The organism is Streptomyces sp. NPDC043812 (assembly GCF_056436245.1).
Map to the genome: position 1 here is coordinate 12,045 of NZ_JBWKCY010000039.1, position 18,448 is coordinate 30,492.

Here is an 18,448-nt window from a genome sequence, read left to right on the forward strand (position 1 = left end):
TCCTCCCTCACCAGATGACAAGCCGTAGATGGGCGGGCCAGACCACCGCGTGCGAGGCATGGCCCGCCGGACAGGCCCTGAGCGCTGTCCCGTAAATGATCTACGCCATGCCAGTTGACCAGCTTGGTTTCCGTCAGCCGGCGAGGCTGAGGTTGCCCGGCAACGGGTGGCCGACCACGGCAACAAGTCGGGTGTCGGTATCGATGACGACCTGGTGGTTGGTGGAGTACCGGTAGTTCTTCGACCGCTCGGCGATGCTGTGATCGCGAGTGGGGACCAGAGTGCCGTCGACGATCAACACGGTGCCCTTGCGGAAGCGCTTGCGGGGCTGCAGCGCAAGCGCCGGCCCGAGGTGGTCGATGATGCGGTCAGCAGCCGACTTCGAGATCCCGAACAGTGGAGCCAGCTGTCGCAATGTCAGGTTGGTGCGCCAGTACGCGACGACCAGCAGCACCCGGTCCTCCAACGGCAGGCCCCATGGCCGTCCTTTGCGCACCCGGGTCCACACCCTCTCGACGCAGAGCGGTGATGAGCTTGCCAAACTGCAGCAGGCTCAACCCGGTGAACGGGATTATCCATGAGGGCTCCGACGCCGTGATCACACCAGCCACAACAAGATCATCGCCGACCTGCTCACGCCCTGACGGGCGCAGAAGAACAGGCAGGTCAGGCACCCTTCCCGACCACAGGCACAAGCTGGGCTGAGCCGGAACGCCAGCTGCGACCGAGAGAGATCCGCCCGGGGGGAACCGTCTCGTTCCGAGGGCCTGCGCCAAGACCCGCCGACTCAGCCGACGGCGCCGTTCCAAGCAGAGCCGCCACCGGTCTCGAAGCCTTACAGGGCGGCGCCGAGCCACCTGCCCCGCATCGGAGGGAGTTGTGCGCAGGCAGGGCCGTCAACTCGCTACGCAGCGCGGCGCCCTGGACGCGCGACAAGGGCCATCGTGGGAACGATGGCCCTCGTCCGGCTGCTTCAGACGGTGCAGTTGACGCGGGAATCGCGGGACCCGCAGGCGCACGGCCGGTTCGGTGTAGCCGGGGCCGCGTTCAAAGCGGCGGAGTCAGGAGCGCGGCACGTACGTACCACCGGAGGGCACCCACTCCAGAGGCTGACCGGTGACCTTGTCCTTCGGCCAGGAAGGATCACGCGTCCGGCCCCCCTCACCGGAGCCGTCGTGGTCCTCGACCGGGACGGAGGCTGGTCCGCACTGGACGCCGCAGAAGTGCTCGTCACTCACGGACACGCGGTCTGCCTGGTCACCGAGGCACCCACTCCCGGGCACCTGCTGCGCCGGCACGAGCAGACCGCTTACCTGCGCCGGCTCGATGCCCACGCTGTCCGGATCCTGCCGCACACCCGGTTGATCGTCGACCAGCCCGGATGTCCGGATCTGATCCTTCACGATCTTGTGTCCGACGAGCGCTCGCCCCTGGCGGACCAAGATGGGAGCGGTCGTGGTGGCTCCCGGACGCACGCCGGACAGCCGCCTGTACTCGGAGCTGGGCTCGCGGCACGGCGTTCAGCGGGTGGGGACGCCGTGGAACCCCGCTGCCTGGAGAACGCCATCATCGAAGGAACCCGAGCCCTCCAGCCGACACACCTCCTGTGACACCGCAGGGCGGCACCCGCCGACCTCGACGACGGTGGCGGGCACAGCCGGCAGCCGGCCGTACGCGAAGACACCGCCGCTATCGGCGTCGCCCGTACCGGCACATGCAGCGCGGCGGCGGCCGCTCGCCCTGAACACCGCCACCGGCCACTCGCCGACCCGTCGCCGGTCCTCACGCTTGTGCGCGCACGGCGGCGACCAACCGCCCAGCAACCATCCCGCGGCCCTGCCCCGCCCCAGACCCGCGAAACAGCCCACCGAACACGGCACCCGACACCCGGAGCCCGGCCGCCCTCACCGCGGGCAGGCAAACGTACGCCGCCCCCGGCCCGCTGCCTGCTCCATGTCCTCAGCGCCCGGTGGTCATGTGTTCTTTCGTGGCCTCCGCGGACGTGGCCCGCCGGCGCTGCACGAGCGCAGTTCCCTCTCCACCAACAGCACCTGCAGGGCAAACGACCTCATATGCAGATGCTCCTGGCTGCAAATGGCGATCAAGTCATCAATGGCACTCTCCGGCACCGTGCCTCCCAACTCCTGACGCGCACCCTTGTTGTTGACAGCTGTGCCGGCGACCCCAGCTTCGAGGTGAAACCGCACCATTCTTGCCAGGAGCAGCGGGAAGCGGTGCAGCACCGGCTCGAATCGCCATCGGCCCGGGGCCAGCGAGAAGAGCCACTCCCTGGCCGACTGTGGAAAATCGGCAGACCCGGGCGGGGAGACGGAGCCGGGCCATCCTTGAGGTACGCGGCCGGCGTGGTCACCCCAGATGAACTCGGTTACCGGTGCGGACTGTTCACGGTGGGACTTCTTCATGGATCTCACCCCATCTGGCCTGGTGGGGACAAAGCCCCAAATCGCTACGGTATGGGGTGAATGACTCTTACCTATCGAGGTTCACGGAACGGTAAACGTTCGGGCGCTTTTCGATTTCAACGGGATGGCGTGCCTGCCATGTGTCGCTCCCAGGGGGCAGAGATCCACAACGAGGCCCTCCACGACGACTCCATCGCCTTCGCCACCGGCATCAAGTACCCCGAGTCCGACCACGCCCCCGCCGTCGCCGCCTTCGACGACCTGCGCGGACTGGATGGAGTGTCCAAGCCGTCTGGCTCAGCGGCAGCTTGGGTTTGTCGGAATGTCTGTCGTGTGACCCGGCACTGCGCGTCTGCGCCGTGAGCGACGTCGAACTGAACTCTCCTGGGTACGGCTACTCATGCGTCGCCCAATGCTGACGCCTACCGTCACACGCATGATCAAGAGCCTTGCATCCAGAGCCCGCGCCTCCGGGCGGTCCGTCCTGTATGCCGTCACAGGGCTCGTGACGGTGGCGCTGCTATTTGCTGCTTTGGTGGCGGGGAACGTCGTGTGGAATGGCACTCCGTATCCTTCGGCCGACCCCGACGCGGTCGCGCAACGGCTCAAGGCCCGGTCCGACGAGGTGCACGACGGCTTCGCGCTGCCCGAGAAGTACACCGCGGGCTCGGGCAAAGTCGGCACCGGCGCCTGTTACTACCGCGGGCTGAGGAGCATCGCCCACATCGACGAGGCACGAAGCGATGTCCGCAGCTTCGGTCTCGATTGGAGCGTGCCCGACGTCCCCGAAGCCACCGCCCGAGACGCGCAACGGCGCGTGCGCCAGCAGCTGGTGCAGAAGGGGTGGAAACTCACCCACGAAGGCGACCGTTCAGGCGCAACCTTCCGCCAGCTGGGCTTCCGATTCCAAAACCCGCAAGGCGGCGACCAGATCGACGTGCGGTGGAACGACTCGACCACGACTCTGTTCATCAGCGTCTACGCCCCCTGCGGGCAGGTTCCCGACGAGTTCGTGGAATACGACTGGCCCGAGGCGGACTGGCACCCGAAAGAGCAACCCGCTGGGTCTTAGTGCGTTGTGGCAAAGGGAGTGTCTGTTCGATGAGCAGGGGCTTCGTCGTGTGCGGGGCATGATCGCGGCGGGGTAGGGGCAGGCAGCGGACGGCTTGTTGTGGATCGAGGAGGGTGCGATGCCGTCGGTGCTGGGGTTAATGGAACAGCGTGAGGCGCGGGCGAGGCAGGATCTGCAGTCCTGGACGGAGGTCCTGGAGCAGGCTCAGGCGGAGGTGGATGCCGCGCGGGAGCGGGTCGAGCGGGCCCGAGTGGGGCGTGAGGAACTCGTGTCGGTGCTGGCCGAGGAGAGCCCGGTGAATACGCCGGATTCTGTGCCTTCTGGTGGTGAGATGGCTGCCGCCGTGGGATCAAGCGGCTCCGGCGTGGGGCATGGCGAGCGGCCGCCGGTGTGGCGGTCGGGCATGAGTGAAGAGGTGCTCGGCGGCCTGTATCGGGAGGTGTTCGCCGCGGTGGTGGCCGCTTCGGGGCCGGTGAACGGGGTGGAGCTGACGCGGGCGGTGGGCCGGGAGGCGGAGATCAAGAACGAGGTGGAGAAGATCCGTCACCGTGCCTACGTGCTGGAGAAGCGGGGCTGGCTGGTGCGGGCGAAGGACGGACGGTTCATGCCCGCGCCCGGGGCAGCCGGCCGGGGCGCTTCTCCGGCCAGCGCGGAGCGTCTGCGGCCAGGCGCCTCGACAGCCTGATCACAGCGGCCCACCACACCATCTGCTGGTGGTGGTCGGGGCGGCGTTCGTGGTCGCGGTTGAGGCGGCGTGAGCGGGCCAGCCAGCTCAGCGTCCGCTCCACGACCCATCTGCGGGCCAGTACGACAAATCCGCGTTGTCCGTCGGAGCGGCGCACGACCTCGATCCGGACTCCGTGACGGGCGAACGCCTTCGCCAGCGTCGTCCCCTGGTAGGCACTGTCGACCCACACCAGCTTCAGCAGCCGGCCCGGCTGGTCCATGAACGTCTCCAGCAGCGCGGGGGCGGCCTTGGAGTCGTGCACATCGGCCGTCGTCACGGTGACCTCCAGGAGCAGGCCCTCGGTATCGGTCAGGATGTGACGCTTGCGCCCGTCACGTGACTTGCCGCCGTCGTATCCGCGGCTGTCCTCGCCGACGGTCTCGGAGGCGTCCACCGACTGACTGTCGATGATTGCCGCACTGGGCTCGGCATTGTGGCCTGAGCGTTCCCTCGCCGAACGTCGCAGGCGTTCGTACAGCTCACGCACGTAGTCGTAGGACCGCCAGCGGCGGAAGAAGTCGTAGACCGCCCGCCAGTACGGGAAGTCGACCGGCATGGCCGTCCACTTCACACCGTTGTCGACCAGATAACGCACAGCGTCGAGTATCTCGCGGTGGCAATACGCCTCCGGACGCCCGCCTCGCTTGAGCAGCCACGCCGGCACCGGCATCGCCGAGCGGACCTCGGCCCACTCCGCATCCGTCATGTCACTGGGATAGCAGGCTGCCCGCCGTCCCGGAGCGAGCGAACCGAACCGGTGCACGTAGCAGTCACACCCAGGGGTGACCGCGGTGGACGCATGCACAGAGATGCTGCTCAACTGATCGGGCAACGGGCTTCCTTGGTCGTGCTGGTGTCGTAACCGCGTCACTTCCAAGGGGCCCGTTCTCTCATGCCCGCGACCGCACCCGAACCTCCGTCCAGATGATCACCCACGCCGCACACCTCGAACGACATCCGGTTAGCCACAACGCACTCAAAGAAGCTGATCCGCTTCACGAAATCCGTGCCTGAACCACTTCAACCCTGACAAAAACAGGCCGGTGATGGCGCGGGCGATCCGCTCGGCCCGCCCAGGGTCGGTCGCGGCCACCGCCCACGAAGGGAGGACACGGGCCGCGACCCCGGCGGGTCACGGCCCGTGCGCTACGAAGCGAAGCCCCTGGTGTCCGAAACGGAGAGCCGACCCCAGACGGATTCGAACCAGCTTCGGGCGCTCTCCACGAACACCGACCCTTGTGAGTGGGGGTCGTCGTCCTCGACGTGGCGCGTGAGCGCGGCGCCCAGGCCCCCAGCGTCCAGGGCCTCGACCGTCTCCCCGTTGAGGTCGATGGGGCGTTGGACGACCTCGTAGAACCCGTGCAGGGCCAACACCTCGTTGATCAGGTAGAGCTTGAAGGACGGCACCAGAGGCACCTGGCGGACGGAGAACAGCACGGAGGGGACGAACTTCGACGTGTACACGTTGCTCAGCGTGTTGTGCAGCATGGTGAGATGACGGTGTGCGATGTCCGCGGCACGCTCCTTGAGGGCGTCGTCCCACGCCGAGCGCCAGTAGGGGAACACGAGCGACATGTCGGGCACCATCACCCGCACCGTGATGCTCCGGGGGCTGATCTGCCCGGCGTAGATGCGCTCCGCCTGCAGATGGATGTGGGCGGTCAGGGATTCCGACGTCAGGGTGAAGACGTCGAGACTCACGTCGTCCTGCTCGAAGGCCCGACCGATGTACGGGCCCAGTGAGACGGGGCGGCCGGAACGCCCCGGGCTCGTCGTCCGCTCGCCCCGGCCGTTCTTGATCACACGGGATCCGCTGCCTTGCCGCGAGCTGATCCAGCCCTCGGCCTCCAGACCTTTGAGCACCCGCTGCACCGTGAGGCGCGAGACTCCCAACTCGCCCGCCAGCGCGCGCTGCGGCGGAAGCGTGAAGCCGAGCGGATAGCTGCCGTCGGTGATACGACGCCGCAGCTCCGCCATAGCCATCGCGCTTACGCGCCGTCCGTTGTCACCGCTCCCGTCGGCCTGTGGCGTGGATCCGGCCCAATTGGTCACCTCGTCGACCCAATTGGTCACTGCGTCGACCCGAGTGGTCACCGCGTCGGCCGGATTGGTCACCGCGTCGACCTGATCGGCAGGGGGCGGCGGCCCGGCCGTCGCTGACGACGGGGCATGTGTGCCGGGGGGAGCCTGCGGCCCGGAGGCATCGTCCTCGCCGTCGTCGTACGCCCGGTCGTACAACTCCTTGAAGTGCTCGATGGTGTCGGTGGGGTGGCGACGCCCGCCGGCCATCTTCGCCAACTCCTCGACGAGGAGCTCGACGACGCCCCAGCGAGGAAGTACCGGTTTGGTCAGGGCCTGGTGGATCGTCGTGTAGCTGAAGATGCCCACCGCCTTCTGAAGCTCCCGGGAGGATGGCCAGCCGGCGCGGCCGTGGAGCGCTTGGAGCGCTCGGTTCAGCTCGCGCAGGGGACCGTCCGGCAGGTCGGGCGCCTTCCAGCGTGACATCGGGCGACTCCCTCGCACTGTCAGAGATTGTCAGCGGTCGTTCACGGCTCATGATGCGGCCGTCGGCACGTTCTGTCAGCGGGTGTCGAAGGTTGTGAGTGTTCATCAGCATTCGTTCGCGACCCGTCGACGCCGTCGACGCTGGTCAGCAAGGGCAGTCGACCGTCGGGAGGACGCGATGGACCAGATCAGCACCCGCATGCTCATCCTGCTGGGCATGGGCGCACTCACCACATACGTCGCCTTCCATCATCCCGCTCTGGGAGTGGCCATCGGCGTGGGGGTGATTGTCATGGCACTCCTCCATGACGTGCTCGGGAAGTAGCCATGGCGCGAAAGGGCGGCACCGCGCCGGCTTCGCCGCCCTGCGCACCACCGACCTGTCCGCCCTGGCCCGCACCGAGGTACGCCCCACCGGGGAACGGCTCCTCCGCCTGGTCAGGTCCATCCCACAGGACCCCGCCGTGGGCAAGGATGGCTTTGTTCACGGGGCGACTCTGAGTGCGTGATGATCACCCGCACCGCAGGCTTCGAACGAGATCCGGTTTGCCACAACGCACTTAAAGGCCCCCTCCCGCCCCCGAGGATGGGAAGCGACTCGTCACTCGGATGGAATCGTTGACCAAGCGGCTGACTTCATTGTCAAGGGACAAAGCCCAGCGATATCCCTTCTTGCGCAAATTGGCACCTGTCTCAGGTGATCTGGCCCCATTCGCTCGTCGTCTCAGGTGTTCTGGTCCGTTGGCGCTGCTCATGTCACGCGAGACCTCGACCCGCGTGGCGAAGACAACCGGGGTCTCGGTGAACAGCACGCGCCACTATGGTGGACCGATGGCGTCGATCAAGCAGTTCCAAGTCACCTTCGACTGCGCAGTACCTGAGCGCGTCGCTCGTTTCTGGTGCGAGGTGTTGGGGTACGTCGTACCGCCGCCGCCGGAGGGGTTCGCTAGCTGGGGCGATTTCGATCGCTCGCTGCCGCCTGAGCGTCAGGGTTCGGCGTTCGCATGCATTGATCCCTCAGGTGTGGGCCCGCGACTGTTCTTCCAGCGCGTTCCCGAAGGCAAGGTCGTCAAGAACAGGCTGCATCTTGACGTGCGGGTCGGCACCGGGCTCGTGGGTGAAGAGCGCCTCGCCGCGCTTGAGGCCGAGTGCGCACGACTGGTCGCGCTCGGGGCGGTACGCGTGCGACTACTGCCTGCCGACGGAGTCGACGAGTCGTGCATCGTGATGCAGGACATCGAGGGCAACGAGTTCTGTCTCGACTGAGGGGCCGCGAACGTGTCCTTGTACTGTCCCCATGGGCCAAGACGCAGAACCACCCCCGACCTGTCAGGGCGCTGTGGCGCAGACCGCCGGATCAGGCGCTCGGGACGGGTGAGCCGTCCGGCCGGTTCGACAGATCACGACACGTTCGATGAGATGAACCCGGTGGTCTGCGTCCACTGAAACTGGCGCACCGCGGCGCAGCGGCGACGCTCTGCCCCAGGTCGGGTGCGAGAGGGCACGCGGATGTCCCATGCGGCTCACGCCACTTGGGAGAAGGTGAAGAGCAATCAGGAAAGCCTTTCCAGACCAGGACACCATCCATATCCCAGCTTCGGAGAGCCGAGGCAAGCCGACACGCGCGTGACCCTCCTGTCAGGCCAGGGCTGCCGTGAGCCTTCTCCCGGCACTCCTCGATAATCTTCCAGAAGGAATCGATGTCCACGGCGGGCACTGTGGCAGGCGCCTCTGACAAACCGCCGACAGCGGGTGGGACAGAGAGCAGCACCGCCGATGACTGCCACGTCCGCGGCTTGAGGCCTGCCGGCAAGCTGGGGAAATGACACGGAGCTGGGACTCCAGCGGATGACATGGCGTGAGACGCTCAAGAACAGTCCAGGCCAGAGACGTGGCAGATGACACGGGCCGTGAAACCTACATCCTTTTGCAGGTTCTCCCGGCCCGTGTCACCTTCTCCGCTGTCGTGTCATGACGATGGCAGTCCTGACGCTCCAGCTCACTGGGTTACGGGCAGGCACTCGGCGAGCAGGTCGACGACGTCATGCCAGGCTCGCTGCGCGTGCTGCGGGTGGTAGCCGACGCCGGGGAGCACCCGCTGGTCGACCGGCGGGTGGTGGAAGGCGTGCAGGGCGCCGCCGTAGACCACGAGGCGCCAGTCGACGCCCGCAGCTTGCATCTCGACGGCGAAGGCGTCCCGTTGCTCAGCGGGCATGATCGGGTCCTCCGATCCGACCCCGGCCCACACAGGGCAACGGATGCGCGCTGCCTCGCCCGGTCGGCCCGTGGTCAGTGCGTTGACCGTCCCGATCGCCCGCAGGTTGACGCCATCGCGCCCGAGTTCCAGCACGATTGCGCCCCCGGTGCCGTAGCCGATAGCGGCGATCCGGTCGGGGTCGGTCCGTGGTTCGGCACGCAGCACATCGAGTGCCGCATGGCCGATACCCCGCATCCGGTCGGGGTCGGCGAGCAGCGGCATACAACGGGCCAGCATCGCGTCGGGGTCGCCCAAATAGCGCCCGCCGTGGATGTCGAAGGCCAGCGCTACGTATCCCAGCTCGGCGAGCGCATCGGCCCGGCGGCGCTCGACGTCGCTGAGCCCCGGGCCCTCTGGTCCGAGCAGCACCGCGGGCCGGCGGTCGACACCGGCGGGGAGCGCGAGGTGCCCGATCATCGTGAGGCCGTCGGCCGGGTATTCGACCGTGCGCGTTGTGACCGTCGTCATGAGACCGGACTGTAGTGATCGTCGAGCCCGGTGGGGCCGGTCTTCACCGTCGGCAGAACGGCGCGGGCGTGGGTCCCTGGGTGGGCACTGTGGAAGGCTCTGGTTCTGGCGGAGCACATCGACACCGATGCGAACCAGGTCGCCGGCCATCGCCTATCAGGCCGCACTCCACCTCGCCGCCATCCTCATTGGGCCCGGCGGTAACAGGCTTGGTTCAGCGGTCGACGGCCCACCACTCGTGTCACCAACTTCCCGGGGCAGGGCATGCGAACAGCTTGCGTATTCGGCCGGTTTGCCGCCGGACGGGGGTGACAGCATGCGGCCATGCCTTTCCCGCACCCCAACGGCGATTACGCGATCACCGCGATGTACTCCGTACCCGATGACGCCTGGTACTTGGAACTGGACCTGGTGGCCCAGCAACGGAATCTTGTGACCGCGATCGTCCCCGACGAGGACCCGGCACGGAAGCCGACGATGTGTTTCGACCCTCATGGGCGGCACCTGGACGTCCCGTACGAGGTCATGTGCTGGTTCATGGACGAGGTCGAGAAGGAGATCCGCACGTCCCGCGCCTGGATGCGGCTGCGGCCCGAGCTTGTCGAGGTCATTTACCAATTGCGCCAGGAGTACCTGGGTGTCATCGACGATGACGACTTTCGTCACGTCCTGGCGGAGGTGCGCGCCGCAGTCCCCCAGGCAGACCTCCCCGCCGTACTTGAGGCCGCCTTCGGGCGGAAGCCCGACGGCACCACAGCTGTACCGGCCGACGGCGGTCGACCAGAACGGATGCGCGAGGGTCCGGACAGACAGCGGTAGCAGACGGCTCCCCCTCCCGGCGGATCACCGATCCACGGTACGAAGCATCTCCCTTTCGCAAGACCCGTTCGCGCGCCTCGCGGAGAAGTCCCTTCCCTGACCGGAGCCCGGCCTCTTCACAGGAACGCAGGACGGCGGGGTCCGGCTCTCCCTGTGACCGTCGTCCGATCGGCGAAGGCGCCACTCGGAGTTCGTCCACCCACCCCGCACCCTCGGTGCGCCGACCAGGCATCGCGTCACGGACGTTTGCCCGCGGGGACCAGTGGAAGAGTCGATTCCGACGTACGGTCGACCAACCCGCCGAGCCTCACCTGGCGGGGCCGGTCCTCCTCGACGCGATGACCCAAACGGGAGCCCGCCGATGCGCCTCTACGCCCAGACCCCAGCACGTCGGAACCGCCAGGTGCTCGAGGACCTGATCGCCGCGGTCCTGATGGCCATCGCGGTGACGTTCGCCCTCGCCGTCCACGAAGCGATCATGCTGCTGGCCGAGCCGGCGCGGAAGGTCGAAAGCTCGGGCGACAACCTCGCCACCGAACTCGACAACGCCGGCGACGCGGCGTCGAACGTGCCGCTCGTCGGCGACCTCCTGAAGAAGCCGCTCCAATCCGCAGCCGACTCCAGTACCGGGTTCGCCGACGCCGGACAGTCGCTCCAGCACATCGTCAGCCAGGTCGCCACCCTGACCACAACGGCTCTGATCGTCATCCCAGTGGCCCTCGTACTGCTGCTGTGGCTCCCCCCACGCCTACGCTGGATTCGGCGCACCATCGCCCTTCAACACCTCCTCAACGCGCCCGGAGGCGCCGACCTGATCGCCCTGCGCGCCCTCACCGGCCCGCTGGGCGACCTCGCCGCACTCCCAGCCCCTCCAGGCGGTCTTGCTGACGCTTGGCGCCGCGGGGACCAGCAAGTCATCGCCGACCTCTCCACGGTCGCACTCAGGAGGGGCGGCTTGCTGCCCTGACAAGCGAAGCAGGGTGACGAGCCCCCTCTCCCACCCCACTTGGCACTCGCGGCCCCGGGTTGGCGCCTGAAGCGCCATCAGCGCCCGCGGCAGCGGGGAGCGGGGCCGGGTACGCGTGAGCCCCTGCACCGCGGGTGCGGTACAGGGGCTCACTGGGCGGGGTCAGGGCGTTCCGCGCCTGCTCGGTCTGCAGGGACCTTCCGGTTGAGCGGGTAGCGGTGGTCTTGGGTGGTTGTCCGTCCAACGCGATGCCCATCAGCCTCTCGCCGATTTCGTGGGAGCCGAGAAGGTTCTGTACCCGATGCTCGAGTGCGTTGAAGGGTGCAACCGCATTCAGGTAACTGGCCGTTGCCGAACCTCTCGGCCGCCCCTTCGGCGACGCGTCGCCCTACTCGCTGGCACAGACGCTGGCGACAGCGTTGTCCACTTGACTGCCACGGAGAACGAAGATCGTGTGGTCGACGGGCCCCCCGTTCACGGAGCCTGTGAACCGGAGCGTGATAGCTGCCCCGGCGGGCACCTCGCCGGTGACCGCGAGCTGACGGCCTTCCCGGCCCTGCGGACACTGCTGTTCGCTGAAGTTCACAGTCGGCTTCGAGGGTGCTGTGACGCTTGCGGTCAGGGTGCCCTCCACCAGCCCATCGTGTGGAATGCACCGTTCGAAGCCGGCATAGGTAAGGCACACATTCGAAGTGCCCTCCACGTTGATTTCCGCAGAGCGTGTGATGGTCTCCTGGGCCACCGCCGTCGTGCCGGCGTTGACCAGAGCCAGCAGGGGCACGGTGGCCAGAGAGATTACCAGTCCGCGTCGCATCCGAGCAGATGCCATTGTTACCTCCGGAAGGCGAAGTTTCCCCGATAGGTGGACGCGCGGTCTGGCACGGCCCGCCCGCGCTGTGTCAGCGCATGCCTGTCACTCCATATGATCATTCAAACTTCAGAGTGACCGAACGGGTGGATTCCTGACCTGACTGCGTAACTCCAGTAGCAACGATCAATTTTTTGATGGCACAGGGAAAGCGATCCTCGGTTGATGCACCGTACGACGGTGTTTCGATGCTCCTAGGCCTCAGGTTGAGCCTGGCGGGCGACTGTCGCGCCGGCCAATTCGCAGTGAGATATCAGCGCGGCTTCGCTGATCATCATATCGTCCGATTAGGCGAATACTCAGTTGCTCCGGCGGCGTTCGCCTCGGAACCGGGTAGGCATCCTGGAGCCCAGGTGCGCATCCTGGGGTAGCGACTGAGAAGGGAAGAACCTGTGCACCTCTCTATAAAGGCCGTCCTCGTCGGTGTGGCGATCGGCGCGCTTTCTGCGGCCGGTTCAGGTACTGCACTCGCCCACTCCGAGGGCGACGGTGTGCACGTCGTGAAGTCCCGCACCGTGGACCAGAAGGAGCCGAAGGACCGGGAGAACGAGGAGCCCGTCATCATCGTGCCGACCTGTGTGGTCAGTCAGGTCGCGAGTACGGAGGCGACCGTCGAGCAGTCGAACACCGCCAGCGACAACACCGATAGTCCGACGAACCAGTCGAATTCGGCGGACATCTCTCAGGCGACTGCCCAAGAGGGCACATGCAACTTCACCTTCAACCTGGTGGCCGCACCGGAACAAAACAGCAATCCGTGAGGCGGTCGGTGGCTTTCCTGATGCGACCCGAAGGTACGCGTGTCTCCTCCGATGGAGTGGTCAGTTGACCGCGTACAACCTCATCTCCAAAGCGAGGTACGACCTCACGTCCAGAGCTCTCGGCGCGTCGTAGAGACGCTCGAGCAGCGAAGTGGATGACTTTGGGGGGTTGGGGATCGACACGGCCCCCAGGCGTTGCGGCTGTGGACGATTACCCGCGGGGAGAACAACAGCATCGGTCTGACTAGCTCGCCCCGGCACTGTTGGAGTCCGCGCTGCGTTCCGCCCCTCGCCGCCGCGGCGAGGGGCGGAACGCCGCAGGGCCGTGAACCCGAACTCGATGAGATTGCGCTTGTGCGCTCCCCGGACGAGCCGGCCGGCCTTGTCGGTCCGCACGCGGACCACCTGGAACCGGTCGTCCACCGGTACACATGGGCGCCCCTCCACCGCAACGTCTGGCTCAACCGTCGCAAGGAAGTCACGGGCACGTCATCGAGTTCGGCCGCGCACCGCAGGCTGATGGCCAGGGTCGGAACCGGACTCACCCGGTGAAGCCCGGGGCAATGACGCCACTGTAGGCAAGGCGCGCCGCGTGGTCGCCCACGCTGCATATTCTCGTGAACGGTCACGAACCCCAAGATCCTCAATTGCTGCCCCAACCAGCAGACAAACACTGCCCCTGGAAGTGGACGAAGCCACGCCGTGACGGCAGAGCCGGCGGCCTTCACGGCTGGCGTAGTAGGTGTGGGGCCGTCCGATTTCGCCGAGCATCAGCGTCGTGCTGCCGGGTCTCCGACGCCAGCACCTGGCAGTCACTCGCCCGGAGTTGGGGATGACCCGGGGGTAGGAGTCGGCGGGCATGGTTGTACCCGTCTGCTGGAGCTGCCCAGGTCGCTGATGAGGGCGGATGGATACAGACGCCATCTGGCCGTAGCTATACGAGAAGAGAACAGGGTTCATCGCGGGCTCGGCCAGAGTGCCGGCCGACCGACAGAGCGGCCGGTTACCAGCTCGGGCCAGCCGCGTTGGGACACCCGCCGTCATGATTGGCGGCCCTCTGCGGGCAGTTCGGCCTCGCCGGGAGCCCTGGGCAGCCGCTGCCGCGAGGGACGGGGCAGGTCTCGTCGGCATGCGGGAGCGCGTGGCCACTACCGCCGGGACACTCCACACAGGTGAGCGTCCCGGCGGCGAATTCTGTGTCCCCTGCGACCGTTCCCGACCTGGAGGCCGTCTGCCTCGGTGCCGGCCCGGTCTACGGCACGACCGGCGGGCACTGCCGATGTGCCCGACGTGCCGTGAAAGAGGCGAGCCGCATAGCGGCGATCCGTGCGCTGCTGATCGATGACCAGCCCATGATCCGAACCGGCTTCCGGCTCACCCTCGAAGCGCAGCCGGACATCAGCGTCGTCGGTGAGGCCGGGGACGGTGAGCACAGTGTCGACGACACCCGGGCGCTGCAGCCTGATCGTCCTGATGAACATCCGCAGGCCCCGCATGGACGGGGTCGAGGCGACGCGCCGCATCGTCGCATCGGGAACAGCGAGCCGCGTCATCAACCTCACCACTTCGACCTCCACGAGCACCTCCATGACGCGCTGCGGGCCGGCGCCAGCGGTCTTCTCGTCAAGGACGGGCCGGCCGGCTCGCTGGTGGGCGCGATCCGAACAGTCACCGAGGGCGACGCGGTCGTCTCACCCCGTGTCCCCGCAGGCTGCTCGACCGCTTCGCCCGGCTCGCCGAGCACACCCCGCCCCGGTGCCCCGGAACCTCGACGCACTCAGGGCCCCGGCCTGTCGAACGCGGAGATCGCCGGCGAGTTGCAGGTCGGCGAGGCGACAGTCGCCCACCTACGGACACGGTGTACACCGGGTTCACCTCCCCCGGCACGGGCCGCGGCCCGGAAACCACCACCGCCGGCCTGAACAGCGCCTCCACGCACGGGGGCGGCATCATCGAGCCCCCGGCCGCACCGATCCGGCCGTCTTCCCGCACGGCAACCCGTACCGCGTCGCCCACGTGGACGGCGGTGGCGAGAGCCCGGTCGCAGAGGTCCGGCGTGCGACGCATCGGCAGCCGCATCACCCCGGTCGCCGCATGGCTGCCAAACGGGCGGCCGCAGGCGGCGCAACACCTGGCCGCACAGCACCAAAGGCCCCTTGAACAACGCCACCGGGGAGCCCGTCACCACCGAGGCACCGGGGCGTCGGCACCAGGAACAGGCCGGGTCCGGTCACGCCCCGACCCGCATCCGGCCGCCTGCCGCAGACGGGGCGGTGCTTCGGTGCTGCCCCCTTCCCCTAATCGTTGGACCATGGAGAGGAGGTGACTGGGATGAGCGACCGTCCGATCGCGGACTATGCACTGCTCTCCGACTGCCAGACCGCGGCTCTGGTCAGCCTGGGCGGCTCCGTGGACTGGCTCTGTCTGCCCCACTTCGACAGCCGGGCCGTGCTCGGGCGGCTCCTCGGCCCCGAGGCCGGGCACTGGTCGATCCGGCCCGCCGGCCCGTACACCAGCCGCCGCCACTACCTCGACCACACCCTGGTGCTGAGGACCGAGTTCCGCACCGACACCGGCACGGTCACCGTCACGGATGCGCTCGCCTCCGGTGTGAACGAGCGGGGCCACGACCTGGGCAGACAAGCTCCCCATGTGCTGCTGCGCGTGGTGGAATGCGTGGCAGGCGAGGCGGACATCGAGATCGAGTTCGCGCCGCGGCCCGAATACGGGCTGATCAGGCCGCTGCTCATCCCCGTGGACGGCGGACTGCGCTGCCACGGCGGACCCGACACCCTCGGCCTGTGCAGCCCGGTGCCATGGGAGATCTGCGACATGGCCCGCGGCCGTGCACGGCTGCGGGCCGGCGACACCCTGGCCTTCGCCCTGCAACAGGTACCCGCAGGACAGAAGCCTCCCCTGCTGTCCCAGGACGAGATCCGGGCGCACCTCGAGGACACCGTCGCCGCCTGGCGCTCCTGGTCGGCGCTCCACCAGTCCTACGAAGGCCCCTGGGCCGAACTCGTCCACCACAGCGGCCGGGTGCTCCAGGGACTCACCTTCCAGCCGACCGGCGCGATCGTCGCGGCACCGACCACCTCCCTGCCGGAATCCGTCGGCGGTGTTCGCAACTGGGACTACCGCTTCGCCTGGGTGAGGGACGCCTCCTTCACCCTGGACGCCCTGTGGGTGGCCGCCTGCCCCGACGAGGCCGAGGCGTTCTTCAACTGGATGGCGCAGGCGGCCGCGAGCGACCCCAGCCACTGTGAATCGATGCAGATCATGTTCGGCATCCGCGGCGAACGCGACCTCAGCGAGCGTGAACTGGCCCATCTGCCGGGCTGGCGGGGCAGCCGTCCCGTCCGCGTCGGCAACGGCGCCTGGCAACAGAGCCAGCTCGACGTGTACGGCGAACTGCTGTCCGCCGCCTACCAGTTGCGCGCGTACCTCGGCGGAATGGACAAGCCCACCAAGGCATTCCTCGCGGGCTGCGCCGATGCCGCCGCGGCCGGCTGGATCGCACCCGACCAGGGCATCTGGGAAATACGTAGCGGGCCGCAGCACTTCGTCTACTCCAAACTCATGTGCTGGGTCGCCGTCGACCGCGCCGTGGCACTGGCCGACGAACTCGATGCCACCGACCGAGTGGCGCACTGGACCCGCGCCCGGGACACCATCCGGGCCGCGATCGAGGAGCAGGGCTGGAGCGAGGAGGCCGGCGCCTACGCCCAGGCGTTCGGCTCGGACGTCCTGGACGCGTCGGTGCTGATGATGCCGATCGTCGGCTTCACCCCCGCCGACGCACCACGGATGCGGGCCACGATCGACGCGGTGCGCGAACGGCTCACCGGCAAGGACGGTCTCGTGTACCGGTACCTGGCCACGGACGACGGCCTGCCCGGCGACGAAGGCACCTTCCTGCTCTGCACCTTCTGGCTGGCCCAGGCCCTGGCCCTGGCCGGGGACACCGACACCGCCCGCGACGTCTTCGAACGCGCAGCCCACCACGCCAACGACGTCGGACTGCTCGCCGAAGAAGTCGACCCCGTGGGCGGGGAGCTTCTCGGCAACTTCCCGCAGGCCTTCAGCCACATCGGGCTCGTGAACGCCGCCTGGGCCATTCATGAAGCCTCCCCGGCCGCCGCCTGACGACGCAACGCACCTGTGCGCCGTGCTCGGCGGCGATCGGCCGATGCGCCCGCGTGTCCAAGAAACCTCACGGCGCACCCTGGGACACCCGATGGCGCCGGCCTGCACAATCCCCGAACGGCAGGCAATGTCCTCGTTGTTGCTGTCTCGACGAACGAGGAGTTCCACGGCATGCGTGGCAGACTCCAGGCAGCTGTCGTTGCGGCTGCGGGCGCCCTCATGGCGTCCGCAACCGTCCCGGCCGGCGGCCACACCACTGCCGCAGAGCCGGTCAACCAGCCACGGCCCTCAGCCGTGGACCACCTCACGCAGATCACCGGCACACGATGTCCTTCAGGACATTCCCCCGTGCCCGGCAGGCTGCCACGGTCGACCCGGCCCCGGCCGGGAACGCCTCTCGTCCCGGACCGTGCACAGCGACGGCGCCGCTCCGCATCATCCCGTCCGACATGGGCAGTCACCTGGCCGCAGGGCTGATCGACGAGGCACTCTTCACAGTGATGGACCCGGTCGCCGACGGCTTCGCCGACGCGCCACGCCACTGCCGGCCACCGGGAGAGGAGGATCGTTCCTCACCCCGCAGACGACCGAGTCACCCGGCGGAGGCCAGGATCGCCCCGCATGCCGGCCGGAGCATGCTCAGCCGCGGTAGGTCTCCAGCAGCCGCAGCCAGACTTCGCCGAGGGTGGGGAAGGCGGGGACGGCGTGCCAGAGCCGGTCGAGGGGCACCTCGCCGGCGACCGCGATGGTGGCCGAGTGCACCAGTTCCCCGACGCCGGGGCCGGCGAAGGTGACGCCGACCACGGTGTTGCGGTCGGTGTCGATGAGCATGCGGGCCCGGTCGCGGTAGTCCTCGCCGTACTGGTGGGCGCCGGCGACGCGGGCGAGGTCGTAGTCGACGACCTCGATGCGGCGCCCGCTCTGCTCGGCCTCGCGGCTGGTCAGGCCGACGGAGACGACCTCGGGGGTGGTGAAGACGACCTGAGGGACGGCCGCGTGGTCGGCGGTGGCGACATGCGCGCCCCAGGGGGCGTCGTCGACGGGCTCTTGCTTGGCGCGGGCGCCGATGACGGTGCCGGCGATCCGGGCCTGGTACTTGCCCTGATGCGTCATCAGGGCGCGGCGGTTGACGTCACCGACGGCGTAGAGCCAGCCGCCGTCGACGCCGGTGACACGGAAGGTGTCGTCGACGGTCAGCCAGTCGCCGGGGGTGAGACCGACGGTCTCCAGGCCGACGTCGCGGGTCTGCGGGGCGCGGCCCGGTCGCGCGATCCTGACCGGCACAGCGAGCAGCGATTCCGAGGGGGAACGCCGCCCTCGCGCCCGTAGCTGAAATCGTCGCGCACGCGGCCCGCGAAGCCGGCCGCGTGCGCGGGCCTCCGACACCTGGCAGCAGCACCCGGTGCCGGCCCGCCATTGGTGCCCAGGGGCGGAT

General features: G+C 68.1%; 14 protein-coding genes and 2 pseudogenes. 8 read left to right on the forward strand and 8 right to left on the reverse strand.

Features of this window, described 5'->3' with window-relative positions:
• Positions 1-151: 151 nt before the first annotated feature.
• The 3 genes and pseudogenes from AC067Z_RS35525 to AC067Z_RS35535 all read right to left on the reverse strand — a co-directional run.
• Positions 152-611: pseudogene (locus AC067Z_RS35525) on the reverse strand (transposase family protein); the annotation flags it as partial.
• A 450-nt stretch (positions 612-1,061) separates the two neighbouring features.
• A complete protein-coding gene (locus tag AC067Z_RS35530; RefSeq protein ID WP_478793767.1) occupies positions 1,062-1,403 on the reverse strand; it encodes a hypothetical protein in 342 nt (113 codons plus the stop codon).
• A 570-nt stretch (positions 1,404-1,973) separates the two neighbouring features.
• Entirely contained in the window at positions 1,974-2,423 is a 450-nt protein-coding gene (locus AC067Z_RS35535; RefSeq protein ID WP_478793768.1) for a hypothetical protein, read from the reverse strand.
• A 436-nt stretch (positions 2,424-2,859) separates the two neighbouring features.
• Here AC067Z_RS35535 and AC067Z_RS35540 point away from each other — a divergent pair, with 436 nt between their 5' ends.
• Together AC067Z_RS35540 and AC067Z_RS35545 are read left to right on the forward strand one after the other, a co-directional pair.
• Positions 2,860-3,495, forward strand: a complete 636-nt coding sequence (locus AC067Z_RS35540) for a hypothetical protein (protein ID WP_478793769.1) — start codon at positions 2,860-2,862, stop codon at positions 3,493-3,495.
• Positions 3,496-3,613: 118 nt separating this feature from the next.
• The gene (locus AC067Z_RS35545) at positions 3,614-4,180 is read left to right on the forward strand and encodes a hypothetical protein (RefSeq protein WP_478793770.1); all 567 of its coding nucleotides are present in this window, start codon (positions 3,614-3,616) and stop codon (positions 4,178-4,180) included.
• On the opposite strand, the gene AC067Z_RS35550 is transcribed toward AC067Z_RS35545, so the two are convergent.
• Positions 4,098-4,928, reverse strand: coding sequence for an IS5 family transposase (locus tag AC067Z_RS35550; protein WP_478793771.1), 831 nt, complete (start codon positions 4,926-4,928; stop codon positions 4,098-4,100). The genes AC067Z_RS35545 and AC067Z_RS35550 overlap by 83 nt on opposite strands.
• A 440-nt stretch (positions 4,929-5,368) precedes the next feature.
• Positions 5,369-6,727, reverse strand: coding sequence for a winged helix-turn-helix domain-containing protein (locus AC067Z_RS35555; protein ID WP_478793772.1), 1,359 nt, complete (start codon positions 6,725-6,727; stop codon positions 5,369-5,371).
• 178 nt (positions 6,728-6,905) lie between these two features.
• Between AC067Z_RS35555 and AC067Z_RS35560 the strand changes: the two genes are divergently transcribed.
• Together AC067Z_RS35560 and AC067Z_RS35565 are read left to right on the forward strand one after the other, a co-directional pair.
• The gene (locus tag AC067Z_RS35560; protein WP_478793773.1) at positions 6,906-7,052 is read left to right on the forward strand and encodes a hypothetical protein; all 147 of its coding nucleotides are present in this window, start codon (positions 6,906-6,908) and stop codon (positions 7,050-7,052) included.
• 506 nt (positions 7,053-7,558) lie between these two features.
• Positions 7,559-7,993, forward strand: a complete 435-nt coding sequence (locus AC067Z_RS35565; protein ID WP_478793774.1) for a VOC family protein — start codon at positions 7,559-7,561, stop codon at positions 7,991-7,993.
• 733 nt (positions 7,994-8,726) lie between these two features.
• Here AC067Z_RS35565 and AC067Z_RS35570 read toward each other — a convergent pair.
• Positions 8,727-9,452: a dienelactone hydrolase family protein gene (locus tag AC067Z_RS35570; protein ID WP_478793775.1), complete on the reverse strand. Its 726-nt coding sequence runs from the start codon at positions 9,450-9,452 to the stop codon at positions 8,727-8,729.
• A 324-nt stretch (positions 9,453-9,776) separates the two neighbouring features.
• Between AC067Z_RS35570 and AC067Z_RS35575 the strand changes: the two genes are divergently transcribed.
• Both AC067Z_RS35575 and AC067Z_RS35580 read left to right on the forward strand, forming a co-directional pair.
• The gene (locus tag AC067Z_RS35575; RefSeq protein WP_478793776.1) at positions 9,777-10,271 is read left to right on the forward strand and encodes a hypothetical protein; all 495 of its coding nucleotides are present in this window, start codon (positions 9,777-9,779) and stop codon (positions 10,269-10,271) included.
• 361 nt (positions 10,272-10,632) lie between these two features.
• A complete protein-coding gene (locus AC067Z_RS35580; protein ID WP_478793777.1) occupies positions 10,633-11,238 on the forward strand; it encodes a hypothetical protein in 606 nt (201 codons plus the stop codon).
• Between the two features lie 388 nt (positions 11,239-11,626).
• Here AC067Z_RS35580 and AC067Z_RS35585 read toward each other — a convergent pair whose 3' ends face one another.
• A complete protein-coding gene (locus AC067Z_RS35585; RefSeq protein ID WP_478793778.1) occupies positions 11,627-12,052 on the reverse strand; it encodes a hypothetical protein in 426 nt (141 codons plus the stop codon).
• 446 nt (positions 12,053-12,498) lie between these two features.
• Here AC067Z_RS35585 and AC067Z_RS35590 point away from each other — a divergent pair, with 446 nt between their 5' ends.
• Positions 12,499-12,867, forward strand: coding sequence for a hypothetical protein (locus AC067Z_RS35590; RefSeq protein WP_478793779.1), 369 nt, complete (start codon positions 12,499-12,501; stop codon positions 12,865-12,867).
• A gap of 2,331 nt (positions 12,868-15,198) precedes the next feature.
• Positions 15,199-17,013, forward strand: coding sequence for a glycoside hydrolase family 15 protein (locus AC067Z_RS35595; RefSeq protein ID WP_478793780.1), 1,815 nt, complete (start codon positions 15,199-15,201; stop codon positions 17,011-17,013).
• A 639-nt stretch (positions 17,014-17,652) separates the two neighbouring features.
• On the opposite strand, the pseudogene AC067Z_RS35600 reads toward AC067Z_RS35595, so the two are convergent.
• Positions 17,653-18,276 (reverse strand): annotated as a pseudogene (locus tag AC067Z_RS35600) (pyridine nucleotide-disulfide oxidoreductase); the annotation flags it as partial.
• Between the last annotated feature and the right edge of the window lie 172 nt (positions 18,277-18,448).